This window comes from Streptomyces albireticuli (assembly GCF_021228125.1).
GTDB lineage: Bacteria > Actinomycetota > Actinomycetes > Streptomycetales > Streptomycetaceae > Streptomyces > Streptomyces albireticuli.
Genome location: NZ_JAJQQS010000008.1, coordinates 21,760 through 47,592, shown reverse-complemented (window position 1 = coordinate 47,592; position 25,833 = coordinate 21,760). Strand labels below are relative to the sequence as shown.

The following is a 25,833-nucleotide window of genomic DNA, read 5'->3' as shown; positions in this document are numbered from 1 at the left end:
CGACTCAGCCTTCGAGGGGTCGCGGTGGTTCGTGTTCGTCATTCTGAGAGCCCCAACTCGTTGTCGATAAAGGCGAAGATCTCGTCGGCCGTCGCGGCTTCGAGCTTGTCCGCGACGACCTCCTCGGGCTGGTCGTCGATGGTCGTGGTGGTGGATGAGCCCGGTGCGTCGAGCGCGCCGGGCGCGGTCGCCACGGCCGGGTGGAAGGAAGTGGGTGAGCCGGTGGCGGCCGCGCAGCGCGCGAGGAGCGCGCGCAGGCGGTCGGCGGTCCGGGCCCCGGCCAGGTCCGCCGCGTCCATGGCCGAGATCACGGCTTCGAGCCGGTCGAGATCGGCCAGCAGCCGCTCCGTGCCGATCGCGTCGGGCACGAGCTCCGAGCGGAGCAGCGCGACGACGGCGTCGGGCGTCGGGTGGTCGAAGACGAGCGTGGCGGGGAGCCGGAGCCCGGTGGCCCGCTGGAGGCGGGTGCGCAGCTCCACCGCGGTGAGCGAGTCGAAGCCGAGGTCCCGGAAGGGACGGCCCGGTTCGATGTCGCCCGGCGCGGCGAGGCCGAGCACGCCCGCGACCTGGATGCGTACGAGGTCGAGCAGTACGTCGTACTGCTCGGTGTCCGGCAGCTCCGCCAGCCGTCCGACGAGCGCCTCGGCACCGGCCGCGGCGGCCTCGGCGCGCTCGGCCTCGATCCGCCGGATCTCGGGCAGCTCGCGGTAGAGCGAGTGGGACCCGGCGGCCGATACGCCCTTGAGGAGCTCGGGCCAGTCGAAGTCGACCACGGAGACGCCGGCTTCGGCGGTCGCCGCCGAGGCGCGGGTGAGGACGGTCCCGAGCACGGAGCCGGGCAGGCCGCGCAGTACGCCCGCGTCCTCGTCCTCTCCGGCCCAGGGGCCCCAGCCGATGGCGGTCGCCGGGAGGCCCGCCGCCCGGCGCTGCCGGGCGAGCGCGTCGAACACGGCGCTCAGCGCGGCCGCTCCCGCCTGGCCCGGTCCGCCGATCGTGCCGGCGGCGGAGCCGAACAGCACGAACGCCGAGAGGTCCAGGCCGCGGGTGAGCTCGTCCACGGTGAGGGCGGCGTCGATGTGCGCACGCAGCTCCTCCTCGTACGCGGCGGGGTCGAGGGCGGTCAGGTCGGCGTCGGCGGGCAGGGCCGGTACGTGAACCACAGCGGTGGGCGCGGAGCCCTCGCCGCCGACGGTCAGCTCCTCCAGCAACGCGGTGAGCACCTGCCGGGCGCCGCCGGTACGGGTGTCGGCACGGTCACCGGCACGGACGTCGGCACGGACGTCGGCGAACACGACGCGCTCGGCGCCGCGTTCGGTCAGCAGGCGTGCGGTACGCGCCCGGAGCTCGCAGTCGTCGCCGGTGACCAGGACGGTGCCCCGGGGGATCCAGTCCTCGCCCTGCGCGGTGGCCGGGACGTTCTGGAGGCGGGGGGCGAACACGCCGGTGTCGCGCACCGCCACCTGGTCCTCGTCGACCGCGCCCGCCAGCACGGCGAGCAGGCGGGCGACGGTCCGGTCGTCCACGGCGCCGGGCACGTCTACGACGCCGCCCCAGCGCTCCCCCAGCTCGAACCCGGCCACCCGGCCGAGCCCCCACGCCGCCGCCCGTACGGGGTCGGTGATCGGGTCCGTACCGCTCGTGGACACCGCGCCCCGCGTGGCGAACCACACCCGGCCGCCGACAGCGGCCGCGTCCAGCGCCTGTACGAGCGCCACGGAGGGCACCCACGCCAGGACGCCCGTCACGGAGGCGGCGTCGACCCCGGCACCGGCCAGGACGTCGGCCACCGGCGGGAGTTCGCAAGAGGACTCGTCGGCCGCGAGCTCGACGACGTGGGCGCCGGCCTCGCGCAACGCCTCGACGGAGGCAAGGGCCCAGGGGCGGTGGTCACCATCGGCGGGGACCACGACGAGGTGTGTGCCGCTCGCGGTCCGCACGGACGCTTCGACCACTCGCTGCCAGACGGTGCGGTAACGGAGGGGGTCGGCCCCCGAGTCGGCGCCGGTCGCGGCGCCCCGACCGGCGGCGGGGGCGGAGGACGCCAGCCAGAAGTGCTGGTGCTGGAAGGGGTAGGTGGGGAGGTCGGTGAGGCGGGCGCCGGTACCGGCGAAGAAAGCGGACCAGTCGACGCGGGCGCCGGTGATGTGTAGACGACCGAGAGCGGTGACGAACGCCGCAGGCTCCGGACGATCCTTACGAAGCGCCGGAACGAACGCAACGTCGTCGGAGGCATCGGCCAGGCACTCCTGCGCCATCGCCGACAGCACACCGTCGGGGCCGAGTTCCAGGAAGGTACGGACGCCTTCGGTGTGGAGGGTCCGGATGCCGTCGGCGAAGCGGACCGCCTCACGGACGTGACGCACCCAGTACTCGGGCGAGGTCAGGTCATCCGCCAGAGCGCCGGTGACGTTGGAGACGACCGGGATCGCCGGGGCGGTGTAGGTCAGGGACTCGGCGACCTTACGGAAGCCGTCCAGCATCCCGTCCATGCGGAGCGAGTGGAACGCGTGCGAAACATTCAGGCGACGGAACTTCTCGAAACCACCGGCCACCTGCTCGACGGCGGCCTCGTCACCCGAGATCACCACAGACGACGGACCATTGACCGCGGCAATGTCGACACCGCCGACCAGCGCGGCACGGACCTCGGCCTCGGTCGCACGCAGGGACACCATCGCGCCACCGGCCGGCAGCGCCTGCATCAGCGCCGCACGCGCCGCCACGAGCTTGCCCGCGTCCTCCAGCGAGAACACACCCGCCACATGCGCAGCAGCAATCTCACCAACGGAATGACCCGCCACGAAGTCGGGACGAACGCCCCACGACTCGGCCAGACGGTAAAGAGCCACCTCGACAGCGAACAGCGCGGGCTGCGTGTTCTCCGTACGCGCCAGCGCCTCCGCATCGTCCAGAACAGCCGGGTCCAGGCCCAGCGCCCCACACGCAGCGTCGAAGGCGGCGGCGAACACCGGGTAGGCCGCGTACAACTCACGCCCCATCCCCGCCCGCTGAGCACCCTGACCCGTGAACAGCACGGCAAGCTTCCCGCCCAGCACACGGCCCGACACGACCTGCTCGTCCACCACCACAGCCCGGTGCTCGAACTGCGCACGCGCCGTAGCCGACGTGAAGCCGACGTCCAGCGCTTCGCGGCCTTGCCCGGCCTCGCGGACGCGGGACACCTGGGCGGTCAGGGCCTGCTCGCTCTTCGCGCTCACGAGGAGCGGTACGGCCGGAAGCTTCCGGTCGGCCGCGGCCTCGGGGGCCGTCGTCACGGGGGCCTGCTCAAGGACCACGTGGGCGTTCGTGCCGCTGAACCCGAAGGACGACACACCCGCCCGGCGCGGGCGGCCCGCCTCCGGCCAGTCACGCGTCTCGGTGAGGAGCTCGATCGCGCCTTCCGACCAGTCCACCCGGTCCGTGGGCTCATCGGCGTGCAGCGTCTTGGGCAGGACGCCGTGGCGCATCGCCATGACCATCTTGATGATCCCGCCGACACCGGCAGCCGCCTGCGCGTGGCCGATGTTGGACTTCAGTGAGCCCAGCCACAGAGGCTGGCCCTCAGCACGCTCCTGGCCGTAGGTGGCGAGGAGCGCCTGTGCCTCGATCGGGTCGCCCAGTGTCGTACCGGTGCCGTGCGCCTCGACCGCGTCGACGTCGGCGGCCGACAGACCGGCCGTGGCCAGGGCCTGGCGGATCACGCGCTGCTGGGACGGGCCATTGGGGGCGGTCAGGCCGTTGCTGGCACCGTCCTGGTTGATCGCCGTGCCGCGCACGACGCCCAGCACCTGGTGACCGTGACGACGGGCATCCGACAGCCGCTCCACGAGCAGCATGCCCACGCCCTCGGCCCAACCGGTCCCGTCCGCACCCGCACCGAACGCCTTGCACCGGCCATCCGCCGCAAGGCCCCGCTGGCGCGAGAAGTCGATGAACGCACCCGGCGTCGACATGACGGTCACACCACCGGCGAGCGCCATCTCGCACTCACCGCTGCGCAGGGCCTGGACGGCCATGTGCAGCGCGACGAGTGAGGACGAGCACGCCGTGTCGACAGTGACCGCCGGGCCCTCCAGGCCCAGGGCGTAGGAGACGCGTCCCGACACGACGGCCGAGGACGTACCGGTACCGAGGAACGCCTCGACGTCCTCCGGGATGTCCGAGGTCTGCGTGCCGTAGTCGTGGTAGCCCACACCCGCGTAGACGCCGGTGCGGCTGCCGCGCAGGGTCGTCGGGTCGATGCCCGCCCGCTCGATCGTCTCCCACGTGGTCTCCAGCAGCAGACGCTGCTGCGGGTCCATGGCTAGGGCCTCGCGCGGCGAGATCCCGAAGAACGCCGGGTCGAAGTCGCCGGCCTCGTGCAGGAAGCCGCCCTCACGGACGTAGCTCTTGCCCGGCAGGCCCGGCTCGGGGTCGTAGAGGTTCTCCAGGTCCCAGCCTCGGTCGGTCGGGAAGCCGGTCACACCGTCCCGGCCGCCGAGGACGAGGTCCCACAGGCTTTCGGGCGAGGTCACCCCGCCCGGGTAACGGCAGGCCATGCCGACGATCGCGATGGGGTCGTCGTCGAGCGCCGCGACGGGCGCGGCGGACGCGGCGGCCTGTGCGGCGAGGCCACCGGCCAGTTCGTCCCGCACGTACTCCATCAGTACCCGGGGTGTCGGGTAGTCGAAGACCAGGGTGACCGGCAGACGCAGACCCGTCCCCGCGTTAAGACGGTTACGGAGCTCTACGGCCGTCAGGGAGTCGAACCCGCTCTCCTTGAACGACCGCTCCGGATCCACCGCCTCAGGACCGGCATGACCCAGAACAGTCGCGACGTCAGCCCGAATCAGATCGAGAATCGCTTCCTCACGCTCGGGCCCGCCCAGACCCGCCAGGCGCTGCCGCAGCCCTTCGGCCGCGACCGACGAACGCGCGGCGGCACGGCGCGTACGCGCCCGCACCAGCCCGCTGAGCAGCGGTGTGACCTGGGCGTTCGGTGACGCGGCCAGGGCGGCCGTGTCGAGCCGGAACGCTACGAGCAGACCGTCGTCGTCCAGGTTCCGCGCCGCGTCGAAGAGGGCGAGGCCCTCCTCGGTGGACAGTGGCGGCATGCCCGAACGGTTCATCCGCTCGACGTCGGCCGCGGAAAGCTCGGCGCCCATGCCGCTCGCTCCGGCCCACAGGCCCCACGCCAGGGACAGACCCGGCAGACCCGCCGCCCGGCGCTGCTGGGCCAGCGTGTCCAGAAGGGAGTTGGCGGCCGCGTAGTTGCCCTGGCCGGGGTATCCCATGACTCCGGCGACGGAGGAGAAGAGGACGAACGCCGAGAGGTCGAGGTCCTTGGTCAGCTCGTGGAGGTTGAGGGCGGCGTCGGCCTTGGGGCCGAAGACCGTGTCGATGTCCTCTGGCGACAGCCCGGTGACCAGGCCGTTGGCGTGAACGCCGGCAGTGTGGACGACGCCGGTGAGCGGGTTCCCTGCGGGTACGGACGCGAGCAGGGCGGCCAGCGCGTCGCGGTCGGCGACGTCACAGGCCGCGACCGTGACGCTCGCCCCGAGCGCCGTGAGCTCGTCGCACAGCTCGGCGGCACCCGGCGCACCGAGACCACGGCGGCTGGTCAGCAGCAGATGACGCACACCGTGCTCCGCCACCAGGTGACGGGCGAAGAGCGCACCCAGCGCACCCGTACCACCGGTGATCAGAACCGTGCCGTCGGCAGTCCACCGCGGCTGCGCTTCGGCGGAGGCGGAAGCGGAAGCGGAGGCCGAGGCCGAGACCGAGACCGAGGCCCGGGTGAGACGCGGCGCCCACAAGGCGCCACCGCGTACCGCGAGTTCCCCCTCTCCGCAGAACAGCGCGGAGGCGGGAAGAACCGGCAGGCCGGTGGCAGGGATGTCGACGAGAACGATCCGGTCGGGGTTCTCGGACTGCGCGGACTTCACCAGGCCGCGGACGGCGGCCTGCGCCAGGTCCTGGACGCCATCGGCGTCGGCGACGGACACCGCGCCCCGCGTGACCAGCACGAGCCGGGAGCCGGCGAACCGTTCCTCCGTCAGCCACTCCCGCACCAGGGCGAGGACCTGGTGGGCGACGTCCCGCACCTCGCCGGGGGCCGGCTCGGGCGAGCCCGCCGGGCAGACGGCGAGTACGTACTCGGGAATCTCCGCCGCCTGGCGGAGCTCCGCCAGGCGGCCGAAGGCGCCTGCTGCCTCGCCCGCGCCGTCGAGACGGCACAGGGCGTCGGCGTCCTCACCGCCGAGCGTGGCCCAGGAGACCGCCGGAGCCGAGGACGTGGGGAGCTGCTTCCACTCGACGCGGAAGAGCGCGTCGGCCGGCCGCGGGGCGGAGCCCGGTTCGGCGGCGGAAAGCTCGCGCAGGACAAGCGAGTCTATGGACGCCACAGGAGCCCCGGCCGTGTCGGTGACCGTCACCGACACACCTTCCGTCTCCGAGGGGCGCACCCGCACACGGAGCCGCTCCGCCCCGGAGGCGTGCAGCGTCACACCGCGCAGCGCGTACGCCGTGGCCTGGCGGCCGCCGGACGGAGAGGCATCGGACTGGGAGGCGTCGGACGGGTAGGCGTCGGTCATTTCCGCGACCTGGAAGGCGGCGTCGAGCAGGGCGGGGTGGAGCCCGTACGACGCGACGTCCGTGTCCTCGGGCAGCGCCACCTCGGCATGGACGTCGTCGCCCGAGTGCCAAGCGGCGGTGACGTCCGCGAAGCCGTCGGCGCGCAGAGCGTCCGCGTCGACGCTTCGGGCGCCCACGGGCGGCCACACGGCCGGGTCGGGAGCGTGGGCGGTGACCGGACCGGCCGAGAGGAAGCCGTCGGCGTGCCGCGTCCAGCGCTGCTCGCCCTCGTCCTCGCGCCGTGAGTGGACGGACAGGGCATGCCGGCCCTCACCGTCGGGCTCGCCGACGGTGACGCGCAGCTGGACCCCACCGCGCTCGGCGAGCTGGAGCGGCGCGTGCAGTGTGAGCTCGTCGACGGTGGTGCAGCCGACCTCGTCGCCCGCGCGGACCGCGAGCTCGACGAAGGCGGCGGCCGGCAGCAGGGCCGTACCGGCCTCGACGTGCTCCGCCAGCCACGGGTGGGTGCGCAGCGACAGCCTGCCCGTGAGCACGTGGCCGTCGGGGAGAGCCACGACGGCGCTCAGGATTGCGTGCCCGGCCGGGCCCTGGCCCATGGCGCTCGCGTCGTTGCCGAGGGGCGCGGACTCCAGCCAGTAGGACTGGCGCTGGAAGGGGTAGGTGGGGAGGTCGGTGAGGCGGGCGCCGGTACCGGCGAAGAAGGCCGACCAATCGACACGGGCACCGGTGATGTGGAGACGACCCAGGGCGGTGACGAGGGCCGCCGGTTCCGGGCGGTCCTTACGGAGGGCCGGAATGAAGGCGACGTCGTCGGAGGCGTCCGGCAGGCACTCCTGGGCCATCGCGGACAGCACACCGTCGGGGCCGAGTTCCAGGAAGGTACGGACGCCTTCGGCGTGGAGGGTCTGGATGCCGTCGGAGAAGCGGACGGCCTCGCGGACGTGACGGACCCAGTACTCGGGCGACGTCAGGTCATCCGCCAGAGCACCGGTGACGTTCGAGACGACCGGGATCGCCGGGGCGGTGTAGGTCAGGGACTCGGCGACCTTACGGAAGCCGTCCAGCATCCCGTCCATACGGTACGAGTGGAACGCGTGCGAGACATTCAGACGACGGGACTTCTCGAAGCACCCGGCCACCTGCTCAACAGCGGCCTCATCACCCGAGATCACCACAGACGACGGACCATTGACCGCAGCAATGTCGACACCATCGACGAGCGCGGCAAGAACCTCAGCCTCAGTGGCACGCAGCGACATCATCGCGCCACCGGCGGGCAGCGCCTGCATCAGACGGGCTCGGGCCGCGACGAGCTTGCCCGCGTCCTCCAGCGAGAACACCCCGGCGACGTGCGCCGCAGCAATCTCACCAATGGAATGACCCGCCACGAAGTCGGGACGAACGCCCCACGACTCGGCCAGACGGTAAAGGGCCACCTCAACCGCGAACAACGCAGGCTGCGTGTTCTCCGTACGCGCCAGCGCCTCCGCACCGTCCAGAACGGCCGGGTCCAGACCCAGCGCGGCACAAGCAGCGTCAAACGCCTCCCCGAACACCGGATAGGCCGCGTACAGCTCACGGCCCATACCGGCCCGCTGAGCGCCCTGACCGGTGAACAGGGCGGCGGTCTTGCCGTCCAGCACACGGCCCTTGACCGTCTGCTCACCCACCACCACAGCACGGTGCTCGAACTGCGTCCGAGCAGTCGCCAGCGTGAAACCGGCATCCACCGCATCGAGGCCGACGGCAACACCAGCCACCTGGGCCACCTGCGCGTCCAGCGCCTCAGGTGACTTGGCCGACAGCACCCACGGCACCACCGGCAGCTCGACAACATCACCGGCAGCAGCCTCGGACGCCTCCGGACCCTGCTCGATGATCACGTGCGCGTTCGTGCCACTGAAGCCGAAGGACGACACGCCCGCACGACGCGGACGCCCGTCGACAGCCGCCCACTCCCGGGCCTCGGTCAGCAGCTCGACCGCACCTTCGGTCCACTCCACCTGATCCGAAGGCGTGTCGGCGTGCAGGGTCTTCGGCAGAACACCGGCCCGCATCGCCATGACCATCTTGATGATCCCGCCGACACCCGCAGCCGCCTGGCTATGACCGATGTTCGACTTCAACGACCCCAGCCACAACGGCCGGCCGGCCGCGCGCTCCTGACCATACGTAGCCAGCAGCGCCTGCGCCTCGATCGGATCACCCAACGTCGTACCCGTGCCATGCGCCTCAACAGCGTCCACATCCGCAGCCGACAAACCGGCCGTAGCCAGCGCCTGGCGGATCACCCGCTGCTGCGACGGACCGTTCGGCGCCGTCAGGCCGTTGCTCGCACCGTCCTGGTTGATCGCCGAACCACGCACCACCGCGAGGACGCGGTGGCCGTTGCGACGGGCATCCGACAGCCGCTCAACAAGCAGCATGCCCACACCCTCAGCCCAACCGGTCCCGTCCGCACCCGCACCGAAGGCCTTGCACCGGCCGTCCGCCGCAAGGCCCCGCTGACGCGAGAACTCCACGAACGCGCCGGGCGTCGACATCACGGTCACACCACCGGCCAGGGCGAGTTCGCACTCACCGGCCCGCAGCGCCTGCACCGCCATGTGCAGCGCGACCAGCGACGACGAGCACGCCGTGTCCACCGTCACCGCCGGGCCCTCCAGCCCGAAGACGTAGGAGAGGCGGCCCGACACGACGCTGCCGGAGGTGCCCGTGCCCAGGAAGCCGTCGACCTCCTTCACCGAACCCTCGGCGCCGACGCCCTGCGCATAGTCGTGGTACATCACTCCGGCGAAGACACCGGTCCGGCTGCCGCGCAGGGTCGTCGGGTCGATGCCCGCCCGCTCGACGGCCTCCCACGTGGTCTCCAGCAGCAGACGCTGCTGCGGATCCATCGCCAGCGCCTCGCGCGGCGAAATCCCGAAGAACGCCGGGTCGAACGCGGCGGCATCGTGCAGGAAGCCACCCTCACGCGTGTACGAGCTCCCCGGGCGCTCGCCGGTCGGGTCGTAGAGGGAGTCGAGATCCCAGCCACGGTCGACCGGGAAGCCGGAGACGCCGTCCTGGCCGTCGCGGACCAAGTTCCACAGGTCCTCGGGCGAGGACACACCGCCGGGGTAGCGGCAGGCCATGCCCACGATCACGATCGGGTCGTCGCCGGCGGACGCCCGTACCGGTACGGGCCGGGTGTCCTGTGCCGCGCCGCCGGCCAGCTCCTCCAGAAGGTGGTCCTTGATCGCGGTGGCGGTGGGGTAGTCGAAGACGAGCGTCGCGGGCAACCGGAGCCCGGTCACCTTGTTGAGGCGGTTGCGCAGCTCGACGGCGGTGAGGGAGTCGAACCCGAGCTCGGTGAACGCCCGGCCCGGCTCGACGGCCGCGTTCGAGGCGTAACCGAGAACCCCGGCCACCTCCGTACGGACCATATCGAGCAGCAGACCCGCACGCTCCCCCTCGGGCAGCCCGAGGATCTGGTGACGCAGGACGTCCGCCTGACCTGCGTCGACGGTACGACGCACCGGGCCACGGACGAGCCCGCGCAGCAGTGCCGGTACCTCGCCGCCGCCACGGGCCATGGCCCGCAGATCGAGCGGGGCGGGCACGAGCAGCGCCTCACCCGACGCCACGGCGGCATCGAAGAGGGCCAGGCCCTGAACCTGCGTGAGGGCGATGACACCTTCCTGCGCCATGCGCGAGACGTGGGCGGCGCCGAGTCCACTGTCCATGCCCTCCGTGTTCTCCCAGAGGCCCCAGGCGAGGCTGGTGGCGGGGAGACCGGCGGCGGCACGCTGCTGGGCGAGAGCGTCCAGATAGGCGTTGGCTGCGGCGTAGTTGCCCTGACCCGCGTTACCGAAGACACCGGCGGCGGAAGAGAACAGCACGAACGCCGTCAGATCCATCCCGGCGGTCAGCTCGTGCAGATGCCGGGCCGCGTCCGCCTTCGGAGCGAAGACAGCGTCCAGACGCTCGGGCGACAGCGAACCGATCACACCGTCGTCGAGAACACCGGCCGTGTGAACGACGGCCGTGACCGGGTGAGCGGCCAGAAGCTCCGCCAGGGAGGAACGGTCGGCTACGTCACACGCGGCAACGGTCACCTCGGCACCCAGAGCGGCGAGTTCATCACGCAGCTCCACGGCGCCCGGGGCTTCCAGGCCACGACGGCTGGTCAGCAGCAGACCACGCACACCGTGCTCCGCCACCAGATGACGAGCGACAAGGGCACCCAGAGAACCCGTACCACCCGTGATCAGAACCGTGCCCTCGGCGTCCCACGCGGGCACCGCGCCGGCCGTGACCGAGGCACGTGCGAGACGCGGCGCATACGCCGAACCGGCGCGCACCGCCACCTGCGGCTCGTCACCGACCAGGGCCAGAACCTCCGAAGAGACCTCACCATCCAGGTCAAGGAGGACGAAACGGCCAGGGTTCTCCGACTGCGCCGAACGCACCAGACCCCATACGGCGGCCTGTACGGGATCGACGTCGGCGTCACCTTCCAGCGCCACCGCGCCCCGGGTCACCAGGACAAGACGGGTGTCGGCGAACCGCTCGTCGGCCGTCAGCCACTCCTGTACAAGGCCCAGCGCGCCATGGGCGTCGACGACCCGTACGGCGACCAGTCCGGGTACGGGCGCGCCCTGGTCCACGGCCTCGTACAGCGCCGCGAGATCCAGGTGGTCCGAACCCAGGACGGTGGCGGAGACGGCGTCGGCGCGGGTCGCGACCGGCGCCCAGTCCAGACGGAACAGCGCGTCCCGCATGCCCTGGTCGGCCGCGCGGAACTGGTCGGCGGCGAACGGCCGCACGACGAGCGACTCCACCGTCGCCACCGCCGTACCGCTGGGGTCGGCCAGCTCCAGAGCCGCACCGCTGCCGTCGGGCGTCGCCCGCAGCGCGACGCGCAGCGCCGTGGCACCGGCGGCGTGCAGGGTAACTCCCGACCAGGCGAAGGGCAGCTGCGGGCCGTCCTGACCCGCAGCGGAACCACCCAGCACGAGGGCGTGGAGCGCGGCGTCGAGCAGGGCGGGGTGCGCACCGAACGTGCCGGTGCCCGGGGTGCCCTCGGGCAGTTCCACCTGGGCGAAGATCTCGTCGCCACGGCGCCAGGCTGCGGTCACGCCCTGGAAGGCGGGCCCGTACTCCAGCCCGGACTCCGCGAGGCCCGCGTAGAGCCCGTCGACATCGACGGCCTCGGCACCGGCCGGCGGCCACTCGGTGAGGTCCGCACCACCGGTAGCGGCGGCCACGGACAGGAAACCGGACGCGTGCCGCGTCCACGCCTCGTCCTCCGGCACGCCCTCCGGACGCGAGTACACGGCCAGGGCCCGACGACCCGACCCCTCCAGCTCACCCACCAGAACACGCAACTGAACACCGTCGCGCTCCGCGAGCACGAGCGGCGCTTCGAGCGTGAGTTCGTCGACGGTCGCGCAGCCGACCTCGTCGCCCGCGCGGACCGCGAGCTCGACGAAGGCCGTGCCCGGCAGAAGCACGCTGCCGGCGACGACGTGATCGGCCAGCCACGGGTGGGTGCGCAGCGACAGCCTGCCCGTGAACAGGTAGCCCTCGGGCAGAGCGACCACGGCACCCAGAATGGGGTGATCGGCCGGGCCCTGACCGACGGAGGCCACATCGCTGCTGAGCGCGGCGGCCTCAAGCCAGTAGGACTGACGCTGGAAGGCATACGTCGGCAGGTCGACACGACGAGCACTGGTACCGGCGAAGAACGCCGACCAATCGACACGGGCGCCGGTGATGTGGAGACGACCGAGAGCGGTGACGAACGCGGCAGGCTCCGGACGATCCTTACGAAGCGCCGGGACGAACGCGACGTCGTCGGACACGTCGGCCAGGCACTCCTGCGCCATCGCGGACAGCACACCGTCCGGGCCCAGCTCCAGGAACGTACGGACGCCCTGGTCGTGGAGGGTCTGAATGCCGTCGGCGAAGCGGACGGCCTCACGGACGTGACGCACCCAGTACTCAGGCGAGGTCAAGTCGTCGGCCAGAGCGCCGGTGACGTTCGGGACGACCGGAATCGTAGGAACGCTGTACGTCAGCGACTCCGCGACCTTACGGAAGCCGTCCAGCATCCCGTCCATGCGGTGCGAGTGGAACGCGTGCGAGACATTCAGGCGACGGGACGTCTCGAAACCACCGGCCACCTGCTCGACCGCGTTCTCGTCACCCGAGATCACCACGGCCGACGGACCGTTGACCGCAGCAATGTCGACACCATCGACGAGCGCGGCAAGAACCTCAGCCTCAGTGGCACGCAGCGACACCATCGCACCACCAGCAGGCAGCGCCTGCATCAAACGGGCGCGGGCCGCCACAAGCTTGCCCGCGTCCTCCAGCGAGAACACACCCGCCACATGAGCCGCAGCAATCTCGCCGATCGAATGACCTGCGACGTAGTCGGAACGGACGCCCCACGAATCGGCCAGACGGTAAAGGGCCACCTCGACCGCGAACAACGCGGGCTGCGTGTTCTCCGTACGCGCCAGCGACTCGGCGTCATCCAGAACGGTCGGGTCCAGACCCAACGCGGCACAAGCAGCGTCAAACGCCTCTGCGAACGCCGGATAGGCCGCGTACAACTCACGCCCCATCCCCGCCCGCTGAGCACCCTGACCCGTGAACAACGCGGCAACCTTCCCGCCCAGCACACGGCCGACGAGGGCGTGATCGTCCACCACGACGGCCCGGTGCTCGAAGTGCGCCCGCGAGGTCGCCAGTGTGAAGCCGACGTCCACCGGGTCGAGGTCGACACCGGCCTCCCGCACCCGGGCGACCTGCGCGTCGAGTGCCTCCGGCGACTTCGCCGACACGACCCACGGCACCACCGGCAGAACGGCATCGCCGACAGTCGCGGCGGTCACAGCCTCCGGCGCCTGCTCGATGATCACGTGCGCGTTCGTGCCACTGAAGCCGAAGGACGACACGCCCGCACGTCGCGGACGCCCGTCGGCCGTCGCCCACTCCCGGGCCTCGGTAAGCAGCTCGACCGCACCTTCGGTCCACTCCACCTGATCCGTGGGCGTGTCGGCGTGCAGGGTCTTCGGCAGAACACCGGCCCGCATCGCCATGACCATCTTGATGATCCCGCCGACACCCGCAGCAGCCTGGCTATGACCGATGTTCGACTTCAACGACCCCAGCCACAACGGCTCGTCACCGGCCCGCTCCTGACCATACGTGGCCAGCAGCGCCTGAGCCTCGATCGGATCACCCAGCGTCGTACCCGTGCCATGCGCCTCAACAGCGTCCACATCCGCAGCCGACAAACCAGCCGTAGCCAGCGCCTGCCGGATCACCCGCTGCTGCGACGGACCATTCGGCGCCGTCAGACCATTGCTCGCACCATCCTGGTTGATCGCCGAACCACGCACGACACCCAGCACCTGATGGCCCTTACGACGGGCATCCGACAGCCGCTCAACAAGCAGCATGCCCACACCCTCAGCCCAACCCGTACCATCCGCACCCGCACCGAACGCCTTACAACGACCATCCGCCGCAAGACCCCGCTGACGCGAGAAATCGATAAACGCACCCGGCGTCGACATGACCGTCACACCACCGGCAAGCGCCATATCGCACTCACCGGCACGCAGCGCCTGCACCGCCATGTGCAGAGCCACCAGCGACGACGAACACGCCGTGTCCACCGTCACCGCCGGGCCCTCCAGCCCGAACAGATACGACACACGGCCCGAGACCACGCTGCCCGCCGTACCCGTGCCCAGGAAGCCGTCCACGCCTTCGGGGGCGATGGAGTCCATGCCCAGCGCGTAGTCGTGGTACATGACGCCCGCGAAGACGCCCGTACGGCTGCCGCGCAGCGCGGACGGCTCGATGCCCGCCCGCTCGATCGTCTCCCACGTGGTCTCCAGCAGCAGACGCTGCTGCGGGTCCATCGCCAGCGCCTCGCGAGGCGAAATACCGAAGAACGCCGGGTCGAACTCGTCAGCGTCGTGCAGGAATCCGCCCTCGCGGGCGTAGCTCGTGCCGGGTACGGACGGGTCGGGGTTGTAGAGGTTCTCCAGGTCCCAGCCACGGTTGACCGGGAACTCGGACACCCCGTCCCGCCCGCCGACGACCAGGTCCCACAGGTCCTCCGGGGAGGTCACCCCACCCGGGTAGCGGCAGGCCATGCCGACGATCGCGATCGGGTCGTCGTCCACCGGTGCGAGGGTCGCGACCGGGGCGGCCCCCTGGGCCGCCGTGAGGTCGCCGAGCAGTTCGTCCGTCAGGTGGCCGGTGACGGCGGCGGCGGTCGGGTGGTCGAAGACGAGGGTCGCCGACAGCTTCAGGCCCGTGGCCGTGTTGAGGCGGTTGCGCAGTTCGATCGCGGTGAGGGAGTCGAACCCGAGCTCGGTGAAGGCGCGCTCCGGCTCGATCGCCGCGCCCGACGCGTGGCCCAGGACCCCCGCGACCTCGTCGCGCACCAGGTCCAGCAGGAGGTTCGTGCGCTCGTCCTCCGCCAGCGGCAGGAGGCGGCCACGGAGCGACTCGGCCGCGCGCCCGGCGCGGGCTCGCCGCACCGGTACCCGCACCAGGGCGCGCAGGAGCGCCGGGAGCGGGCTCGTCGCCGCGCTCGCGCGCAGGGCGGCGAGGTCCAGCGGCATCGGTACGAGCACGGGCTCGCCGGACGCCACCGCGGCGTCGAACAGTGCGAGGCCCTCCCCGGGCGCGAGGGCCGGGAAACCGTCCTGCGCCATCCGGGAGACGTGGGGGTCCGATTCGCCGCCCATGCCGTCGCCGGTCTCCCAGAGGCCCCAGGCGAGGGAGGTGGCGGGCAGGCCGGCGGCGACGCGCTGCTGGGCGAGAGCGTCCAGGTAGGCGTTGGCCGCCGCGTAGTTGCCCTGACCCGCGTTGCCGAAGACACCGGCGGCGGAAGAGAACAGGACGAACGCCGACAGGTCCATCCCGGCGGTCAGCTCATGGAGGTTCAGCGCCGCGTCGGCCTTCGGGGCGAAGGCCGCGTCGATACGCGCCGGAGTGAGCGAGGCGACGGTGCCGTCGTCGAGAACACCGGCCGTGTGAACGACGGCCATGACCGGGTGAGCGGCCAGAAGCTCCGCCAGCGCGTCACGGTCGGCGACGTCACACGCCGCAACGGTCACCTCGGCACCCAGAGCGGCGAGTTCATCACGCAACTCGACCGCACCCGGAGCGTCCACACCACGACGGCTCGTCAGCAGCAGACCACGCACACCGTGCTCCACCACCAGATGACGCGCCACGAGCGCACCCAGCGCACCCGTACCACCGGTGACCAGAACCGTGCCCTCGGCGTCCCAGACACCCTGGCCGCCGCCGGTGGCGACAGCCGCCCGCGTCAGGCGCGGCGCGAAGACCGCTCCCCCACGCACCGCCACCTGCGGCTCATCACCAACAAGAGCCAGAACCTCGGCAGAAAGCTCCTGATCAACATCGAGAAGCACAAACCGGTCGGGGTTCTCCGACTGCGCCGAACGCACCAGACCCCACACCGCGGCCTGCTCCGGGTCGACATCCGTGTCACCGGCCACCGCCACGGCGCCACGCGTCACCAGGACAAGGCGGGAATCAGCGAACCGCTCCTCCGCCAGCCACCCCTGAACCAGCGCAAGCACACCACGCACATCAGAAGCGACAGCAGCAACCAGCGACGGAACCCCCGCGACACCCGCCAGACCCTCACGATCCAGCAACGCCACCGCAACATCCGAAACAGACGCCGCAACCGGCACCCACTCCACACGGAACAGCGAGTCCCGCGTGCCCCGATCGGCCGCACGCAGATCGTCGGCGCCCACCGGTCGTACCACCAGCGACTCCACCGATGCCACAGCGAGGCCGGTGGCGTCCGCCAGGTCGATCGTGGCGCCCTGGTCCGACGGCGAGACCCTGACCCGCAGCGCGTTCGCGCCCGCCGCCTTCAGCGTCACCCCGCGCCACGCGAAGGGGAGTTCGGCACCGGCCGACCGGCGCTCCGGCCCGGCCTCCGGCCCGTGTTCGGCGCCCGCCGCCGCGCTGACGTGCAGTGCGGCGTCGAAGAGTGCCGGGTGCAGGCCGTACGACGCCACGTCCGTGCCGTCCGGAAGGGCCACTTCGGCGAAGAGTTCCTCGCCCTTGCGCCACGCGGCTCGTACGCCCTGGAAGGCCGGGCCGTACTCGAGCCCGGCCTCGGCGAGACCCGCGTACAGGCCCTCGACGTCCACCGGCGCGGCGCCGGCCGGCGGCCACTCGGTGAGGTCCGCACCACCGGCAGCGGCGGCCGCGGCCAGGAAACCGGACGCGTGCCGCGTCCAGAGCCCTTCGCCCTCGGGGCGCGAGTGGACGGCCAGGCCGCGCCGGCCGTCGCCGTCGGGCTCGCCCACGGTGACGCGCAGCTGGACGGCGCCCCGCTCGTCGAGCACGAGCGGCGCCTCCAGGGTGAGTTCGTCGACGACGGGGCAGCCGGCCTCGTCGCCCGCCCGGACGGCGAGTTCCACGAAGGCGGTGCCCGGCAGCAGCACGCTGCCCATCACCACGTGGTCCGCCAGCCAGGGGTGGCTGCGCAGCGACACCCGGCCGGTCAGGAGGACGCCGTCCGAGTCGGGGAGGGACACGGCCGCGCCGAGCAGCGCGTGGCCCGCCGCGCCCAGGCCGAGGCCGGGGGCGTCCAGGGCGGGACGGCCGCCGCGCGGCCAGTAGTCGCGGTGCTGGAAGGCGTACGTCGGCAGGTCGACGCGGCGGGCGCCCGTGCCGGCGAAGAACGCCGCCCAGTCCACCGCGCACCCCGCGACGTGCAGCCGTCCCAGCGCCCTGACCAGCGAGCCCGACTCGGGGCGCGCCTTGCTCAGCGTCGGGACGAACGTCATGCCGCCGGCGTCGGCCAGGCACTCCTCCGCCATCGCCGACAGCACACCGTCCGGGCCCAGTTCCAGGAAGGTGCGCGCGCCGTTCGCGTGCAGCGTCCGGACGCCGTCGGCGAAGCGGACGGCCTCACGAACGTGACGGACCCAGTATTCAGGGGAATCGAGCTCGTCGGCCAGGACACCCGTGACGTTCGAGACGACCGGGACGACGGGGACGCCGTACGTCAGCGACTCCGCGACCGCACGGAACTCCGCCAGCATCCCGTCCATACGGTGCGAGTGGAACGCGTGCGACACGTTCAGGCGGCGAGACTTCTCGAAGCGTCCCGCGACCTGCTCGACGGCGGCCTCGTCACCCGAGATCACCACGGCCGACGGGCCGTTGACCGCAGCAATGTCGACACCATCGACGAGCGCGGCAAGAACCTCAGCCTCAGTGGCACGCAGCGACACCATCGCGCCACCAGCAGGCAGCGCCTGCATCAGACGGGCGCGGGCCGCCACAAGCTTGCCCGCGTCCTCCAGCGAGAACACACCCGCCACATGCGCGGCGGCGATCTCGCCGACGGAGTGGCCCGCGACGAAGTCCGGCAGCACGCCGTACGACTCCACGAGGCGGTAGAGCGCGACCTCGACGGCGAACAGCGCGGGCTGCGTGTTCTCCGTACGCGCCAGCGTCTCCGCGTCGTCCAGAACGGCCGGGTCCAGACCCAGCGCCGCGCACGCCGCGTCGAACGCCTCCGCGAAGACGGGGAACGCCGCGTACAGCTCGCGCCCCATGCCCGCCCGCTGCGCGCCCTGGCCGGTGAAGAGGACGGCCAGCCTGCCCTCGGACGCCTGGCCCGAGGCCACCGGTACGCCGTCCACCAGGGCGGCCCGGTGCTCGAACTGCGCGCGCGCCGTCGCCAGCGTGAAGGCGACGTCCGCCGGGTCGAGGTCCGCACCGGCCTCCCGGACCCGCGCGAGCTGCGCGTCCAGCGCCTCCGCCGTCTTACCCGACACCACCCACGGCACGGCCGGCAGTTCCCGCTCGACGGAGACCTCGACGGCCTCCTCCGCCGGAGCCTGCTCGATGATCACGTGGGCGTTGGTGCCGCTGATGCCGAAGGACGAGATGCCCGCGCGGCGCGGCCGGCCCTCGGCCGACGTCCACTCCCGGGCCTCCGTAAGGAGCTCGACAGCCCCTTCCGTCCAGTCGATGTGCGGCGACGGCTCATCGGCGTGCAGGGTCTTCGGCAGAACACCGGCCCGCATCGCCATGACCATCTTGATGATCCCGCCGACACCCGCAGCCGCCTGACTATGACCGATGTTCGACTTCAACGACCCCAGCCACAACGGCCGACCGGCCGCGCGCTCCTGGCCGTACGTAGCCAGCAGCGCCTGCGCCTCGATCGGGTCGCCCAGCACCGTGCCCGTACCGTGCGCCTCGACCGCGTCGACCTGATCGGCGGACAGGCGGGCGCCGGCCAGGGCCTGGCGGATGACGCGCTGCTGGGACGGGCCGTTCGGGGCCGTCAGACCGTTGCTCGCGCCGTCCTGGTTGATCGCCGAGCCACGGACCACGGCCAGTACCCGGTGGCCCTTGCGGCGGGCGTCCGACAGCCGCTCCACGAGCAGCATCCCGACGCCCTCGCCCCAGCCGGTGCCGTCGGCCCCGGCGCCGAACGCCTTGCACCGGCCGTCCTCCGCCAGGCCCCGCTGCCGCGAGAAGTCGACGAACGTCTCCGGGGTGGCCATGACGGTCACACCGCCGGCGAGCGCCATGTCGCACTCGCCCCGGCGCAGGGCCTGGACCGCCCAGTGCAGGGCGACCAGCGAGGACGAGCACGCGGTGTCGACCGTGACGGCCGGGCCTTCCAGGCCGAAGGTGTAGGCGACGCGGCCGGAGGCGATGCTGCCGCCGGTGCCCATGAAGCCCTCGACCTGCTCGGAGGTCTGCTCCAGCACGGAGGCGTAGTCGTGGTACATCACGCCCGCGAAGACGCCCGTGCGGCTGCCACGGGCGGCGTCCGGGCTGATGCCGGCCCGCTCGAACGCCTCCCAGGTGGCTTCGAGGAGCAGCCGGTGCTGGGGGTCCATGGCCAGCGCCTCGCGGGGCGAGATGCCGAACAGGGCCGGGTCGAAGGCCGTGGCGTCGTCGAGGAAGCCGCCGGAGCGCGTGTAGGTGGTGCCCTGGTGGTCGGGGTCGGGGTGGTACAGCCCGTCGAGGTCCCAGCCGCGGTCGGTGGGGAAGCCGCCGATGGCGTCGCCGCCCGTGGCGACGAGGTCCCACAGGTCCTCGGGTGAGCGGACGCCGCCGGGGTAGCGGCAGCTCATGCCCACGATCGCGATCGGCTCGTGGGCCTCCGCGGTCAGCTTCCGGTTCTGCTCGCGCAGCCGCTCGGTCTCCTTCATGGAAGCGCGGAGCGCCTCGATGATGCGTGCGTCGGAAGAACTCATTCTGGGCTGTTACCTCTCGCGGTTTCTCGCGGTGTCGCGGGTTCTCGCTGGTCGCGGGTTCTCGCTCGTTTCATGGGGCCGGGCCGGTCCGGGGTCCCGCCCGGGCCGGCCGGCCGAACCGGCCCGTGGGCCGGTTTCAGAGGTCCGACGACCCCCTACGGCTCCGGCGTCTCCCAGGGCTCCGCGGACTGTCCGAGCGCCATCCGCACCAGCGCTTCGGCGTCCATGGAGTCGAGGGACTCCGTCGGCTGCCCCGTGTCCTCCGCGCCTCGCGCGGCCGGGTCGTCGCCGTCGTCGGCCGCGCCGTCGAGGAGCCGCCCGTCCAGGCCCGCGAGTTCCAGGAGGCTGCCGAGCAGACCGGCCTCCCTCAGCCGCGTCAGCGGAACGGCCGCCAGGGCCGCCCGGAACGCGGCTTCGCCGTCGGCGCCGTCGGCGCCGTCACCGCCGCCCGCCTCGGTGACGAGTTCGGTGCGTAGGTACGCGGCGAGGGCGCGCGGTGTGGCGTAGTCGAAGATGAGGGTCGCGGGGAGCCGCAGCCCGGTCGCGTTCTGCAGGCCGTTGCGGAACTCCACGGCGGTCAGCGAGTCGAAGCCGAGGTCGTTGAACTCCCGTCCCGCGCCGACGCCTTCCGGCCCGTCGTGGCCGAGCACGGCGGCCGCCCGCTCCCGTACGAGGTCGACGAGCATCCGTGTGCCGGCGGCCTCGGGGAGGGCGCGCAGCCGCTCGGCCAGGTCCACGGCCGGCGGGGTGGTCTCCGTGCCCGGGGCGGTCCGGCCGGCCCGCCGTGCGGGGGTGCGGACGAGCCCGGCCAGCAGCGCGGGCACCGGGCCGGTGCCCGCGGCCGCGCGGAGGTCGAGGCGGACCGGTACGCGCGGTCCGGGGGCTCCGGCGGCGCGGTCGAACAGCGCCAGGCCCTCGTCCGCGGTCAGTGGGAGGAAGCCGTCGCGGGCCATGCGCCGCACGTCCGCCTCGTCGAGGGCGCGGGTCATGCCCCCGCCGGTCTGCTCCCAGGGGCCCCAGGCGAGGGAGACGGCGGGGAGGCCGAGGGCGCGGCGGTGAACGGCGAGCGCGTCGAGGAAGGCGTTGGCCGCCGCGTAGTTGCCCTGACCGGAAGCGTCGAAGACACCCGCCACCGAGGAGAACAGCACGAACGCGGAAATGTTCATGCCCGCGGTCAGCTCGTGCAGATGCCAGGCGGCGTCGACCTTCGGCCGGAACACCGCCTCCAGACGCTCGGGAGTCAGCGAACTGATCACACCGTCGTCCAGGACGCCGGCGGTGTGCACCACCGCCGACAACTCCACACCCTCCAGCAGCTTCTCCAGAGCCGAACGGTCGGCCACATCGCACGCTTCGACGGTCACTTCCGCGCCGAGCGCCGTGAGCTCGTCACGGAGCTCCACGGCACCGGGCGCGCCCAGACCACGGCGGCTCGTCAGCAGCAGACCACGCACACCGTGCTCGGCCACCAGATGACGGGCCACCAGCGCGCCCAGACCACCCGTACCACCCGTGACCAGCACCACCCCCTCACCGAACCGGCCGGGAACGGCGGGCGCGGCATCGACGGTACGCGCCAGGCGGGGGGCCGTAGCCGTGCCCGCGCGCAGGGCGAGGCGCGGTGCCCCGGTGGCCGCCGCCGCGGGCAGGGCCCGGTCGGAGGCGTCCGTGCCGTCGGTGTCGACGACGGCGAAGCGGCCGGGGTGCTCGGCCCGCGCCGAGGCGACGAGGCCCCGGACCACGGCCTGCGCCGCGTCCACCTCGCCGGCGGTGCCCGCGTCCTCCGCCCCGCGTGTCACGAGGACCAGGCGGGAACCGGCGAGCGCGTCCTCCGCGAGCCACCGCTGTACGAGCGTGAGGGTACGGGCGGCCAGCGCGTGGGCGCGGTCGGCGGTCGTCCCGTCCGGGTCCACCGGGCCGGGCGCGATCACGTACGCGGGCGTCGTGCCGCTCGCGGCGAGCTCCGCCGCGTCCACGTAGCCGGGAGCGCCGAGCAGGCCGGCGAGGCGGTCGTCACCGAGCACTGCGCAGTCGGCCGCCGCCGGTGTGGCCGGGAGCTCCACCGTGCTCCAGTCGAGGTGGAACAGCGCGTCCGTGCCGGCGCCGAGCTGGTCGGGGGTGAAGGGGCGCAGCGTGAGCCGGTCGACGGTGGCGACGGGCTTGCCGTCGGTGTCGGCCAGGGTCAGGGCGACGGCGTCGCCGCGCGGCGTCACAAGGACGCGGAGCGCGGTGGCGCCGGTCGCGTGGAGGGTCACTCCCGACCAGGCGAAGGGCAGTTCGGCACGGCTGTCGTCCGACCCCAGGCCGATGGCGTGCAGGGCGGAGTCCAGCAGCGCCGGATGCAGCCCGAACGCACCGGCCTCCGCACCCTCGGGCAGGGCGACCTCGGCGAGGATGCCGCCGTCGTGCGACCAGGCCGCCGTCACGCCCTGGAACAGCGGGCCGTAGCCCAGGCCGGCGTCGGCGAGCCGGTCGTAGAGGTCGGCCACGGGCAGCTGCCGGGCGCCGGCCGGGGGCCACTGCGCCCCGAGGACGGCCGTCGGCTCGCCCGCGGCGGGGGCCAGGGCGCCGGAGGCGTGGCGGGTCCACGTGCCGGACCCGTCCTCGTCCTCGCGGCGGGAGTGGATGCCGAGGGCCCGGCGGCCGGTGTCGTCCGCGTCGGCGACGACGACGCGGAGGCGGACCGCGCCGTGCTCGGGCAGGACGAGGGGGGCTTCGAGGGTGAGCTCGTCGAGGACGGTGCTGCCGAGGCGGTCGCCGACGCTCAGCGCGAGGTCGACGAGGGCCGCGCCGGGGAGGAGCACGACGCCGGCGACGGTGTGGTCGGCGAGCCAGCCGTGGGTGCGCAGCGAGAGGCGGCCCGTGAAGAGGTGCCCGTCGGGGAGTTCGGCGGCGGCGCCGAGCAGGGGGTGGCCGGGGGCGTCGAGGCCGGCGGCGGAGAGGTCGCCGAGGCCGTCGGCGGCGCCGTCGAGCCAGAAGTGGCGGCGCTGGAAGGCGTAGGTCGGCAGGTCGGCGCGGCGCGCGCCGGTGCCTTCGTAGAAGGCGGTCCAGTCGACGGTGTGGCCGCTGACGTGCAGTCGTCCCAGCGCGGCGGCCAGGGTGGCGGCCTCGGGGCGGCTGCGGCGCAGGGCGGGTACGAGCACCGCGGTGTCGCCGTCGGCGCCCGTGCCGGGCAGGCAGTCCTGGGCCAGGCCGGTGAGCACGGCGTCCGGGCCGAGTTCGAGGTACGTGCGGACGCCCTGGTCATGGAGGGTCCGGATGCCGTCGGCGAAGCGGACGGCGTCGCGGACGTGCCGCACCCAGTACTCGGGCGAGGTCAGGTCGTCGGCCAGGGTGCCGGTGACGTTGGAGACGACGGGGATCGCCGGGGCGCTGTAGGTCAGCGACTCGGCGACCGTGCGGAACTCCGCCAGCATCCCGTCCATGCGGTGCGAGTGGAAGGCGTGCGAGACCTTCAGGCGCTTGGTCTTGCGGCCCAGGTCCCGGAAGTGTTCGGCGAGCGTGCCGACCGCGTTCTCGTCGCCGGATATCACCACGGACGACGGGCCGTTGATCGCGGCGATGTCCACGCCGTCGACCAGCGTGGCACGGACCTCCGCCTCGGTGGCCTGGAGCGAGATCATCGCGCCGCCGGCCGGCAGGTCCTCCATCAGGCGGCCGCGGGCGGCGACCAGCTTTCCGGCGTCCGCCAGGGAGAGGACGCCCGCCACGTGGGCGGCGGCGATCTCGCCGATCGAGTGGCCGGCCACGAAGTCGGGGCGTACGCCCCAGGATTCGGCGAGCCGGTACAGCGCGACCTCGACGGCGAAGAGGGCGGGCTGGGTGTTCCGGGTGCGGGCGAGCGCCTCGGCGTCGTCGAGGACGGCCGGGTCCAGGTCCAGGGCGGCGCACGCGGCGTCGAACGCCTCGGCGAAGGCCGGGAACGTGGCGTGGAGTTCGCGGCCCATGCCGGCGCGCTGGGCGCCCTGGCCGGTGAACAGGACGGCCAGGCGGCCGCCTTCGTCCGCGGTGCCCTGTGCCGTGCCCAGCACGGTGGTGCCCTTGGCCAGGGCGGCGAGGCCGCGCTGGAAGTCCTTGGGTGCGGCGCCGGTCAGCACGGCGCGGTGTTCGAGGGCGGCGCGTCCGGTGGCGAGGGAGTAGGCGACGTCCAGCGGCTTCAGCCCGTCCGCGGCCTCGCTCAGGCGGGCGGCCTGGGCGCGCAGGGCCTCGGCGGTCGTGGCGGAGAGCAGCCACGGGACGGCGGGCAGCGTCACCGGTGCCCCGGCCTCGTCGGCGGGCTCCTCGGCCGGGGTCTCCTCCAGGATGACGTGGGCGTTGGTGCCGCTGATGCCGAAGGAGGACACGCCCGCACGGCGCGGCCGTCCTTCGGCCGTCGTCCAGTCGCGGGCCTCGGTGAGGAGCTCGACGGCGCCCGCCGCCCAGTCGACCTGCTGCGACGGCTCGTCGATGTGCAAGGTCTTGGGCAGGACGCCGTTGCGCATCGCCATGACCATCTTGATCACACCACCGACACCGGCGGCGGCCTGTGCGTGCCCGATGTTCGACTTCAGCGACCCCAGCCACAGCGGCTGTTCGTCGGCGCGCTCCTGACCGTACGTAGCGAGCAGGGCTTGCGCTTCGATCGGATCACCCAGCACCGTGCCGGTGCCATGGCCCTCGACCGCGTCCACGTCCGAGGCGGACAGCCCGGCCGACGCCAGAGCCTGACGAATGACCCGCTGCTGCGACGGGCCGTTCGGCGCGCTCAGGCCGTTGCTCGCGCCGTCCTGGTTCACCGCCGAGCCACGGATGACGCCCAGCACCTGGTGTCCGTTACGGCGCGCGTCCGACAGCCGCTCGACGAGCAGCATGCCGACGCCCTCGGCCCAGCCCGTACCGTCCGCACCCGCCGCGAACGCCTTGCAACGGCCGTCAGCCGCGAGCCCACGCTGACGGGAGAAGTCCACGAACGTGTCCGGCGTGGTCATCACGGTTACGCCACCGGCCAGCGCCAGCGAGCATTCACCCGAACGCAGCGCCTGAATCGCCCAATGCAACGCCACCAGCGACGACGAACACGCCGTGTCCACCGTCACCGCAGGACCTTCGAGACCGAAGGTGTATGCCACGCGGCCCGAGACCACACTGCCCAGGCCCCCGTTGCTGAGGAATCCCTCCAGGCCCTCGGGAACCGACCGCAGCCGCGGTGCGAAGTCGTGGTACATCACGCCCGCGAAAACACCCGTACGCGAACCCCGCAACGAAGAAGGCTCGATACCGGCCCGCTCGAACGCCTCCCACGACGCCTCCAGCAACAACCGCTGCTGCGGATCCATCGCCAGCGCCTCACGCGGACTGATACCGAAGAAATCCGGATCGAACTCGCCCGCGTCGTGCAGGAAGCCGCCCTCGCGGGTGTAGCTCGTGCCGGGTACGGACGGGTCGGGGTCGTAGAGGTTCTCGATGTCCCAGCCGCGGTTCTCCGGGAAGCGCGAGACACCGTCCCGGCCACCGGCGACGAGGTCCCACAGGTCCTCGGGCGACGTCACGCCGCCCGGGTAACGGCAGCTCATGCCCACGATCGCGATCGGTTCGCGGCGGCGGTCCTCGGCCTCCCGCAGGCGGCGCTTGGCCTCACGCAGGTCGGTCGTCGCCCGCTTGAGATAGCCCAGGAGCTTCTCTTCGCCCTCCATCTGCCGCCACGCCCCCATAATTCGCCGATCGGGATGCCATGAAGGCATCGGCCCGAGCCGGCCGGGATGAATTCACCCGTTGAATTCTTCACATTGCGAACATGGCACTACACGTAGAAGGGTAGACGTGCGTACGGGACGCACCAACCCCTAACTCTCCCCAGCGTTCCCCCTAGTGAGCGCCAATGCCTGGCACCGGTTCCACCCAATTCGCAAGGGGCCGGGAAGGATATAGGGGTCGATAGGGGCTCGCTAGGGGTTTCTCGGCCGGAGTGCCGCTTCATACCCTTGACGCG

Annotated in this window: 2 protein-coding genes; both read right to left on the bottom strand. The window is 72.5% G+C overall.

Annotated features, from left to right (window positions below; translation table 11 throughout):
* Window positions 1-38 precede the first annotated feature (38 nt).
* Window positions 39-19,865 carry a type I polyketide synthase gene (locus tag LUZ64_RS16830; protein WP_095583397.1) on the bottom strand — a complete coding sequence of 6,609 codons (19,827 nt, stop codon included), beginning with the start codon at window positions 19,863-19,865 and terminating at the stop codon, window positions 39-41.
* A gap of 155 nt (window positions 19,866-20,020) precedes the next feature.
* Complete coding sequence (locus tag LUZ64_RS16825) at window positions 20,021-25,585, bottom strand: type I polyketide synthase (protein ID WP_372478728.1); 5,565 nt, start codon at window positions 25,583-25,585, stop codon at window positions 20,021-20,023.
* Window positions 25,586-25,833 lie beyond the last annotated feature (248 nt).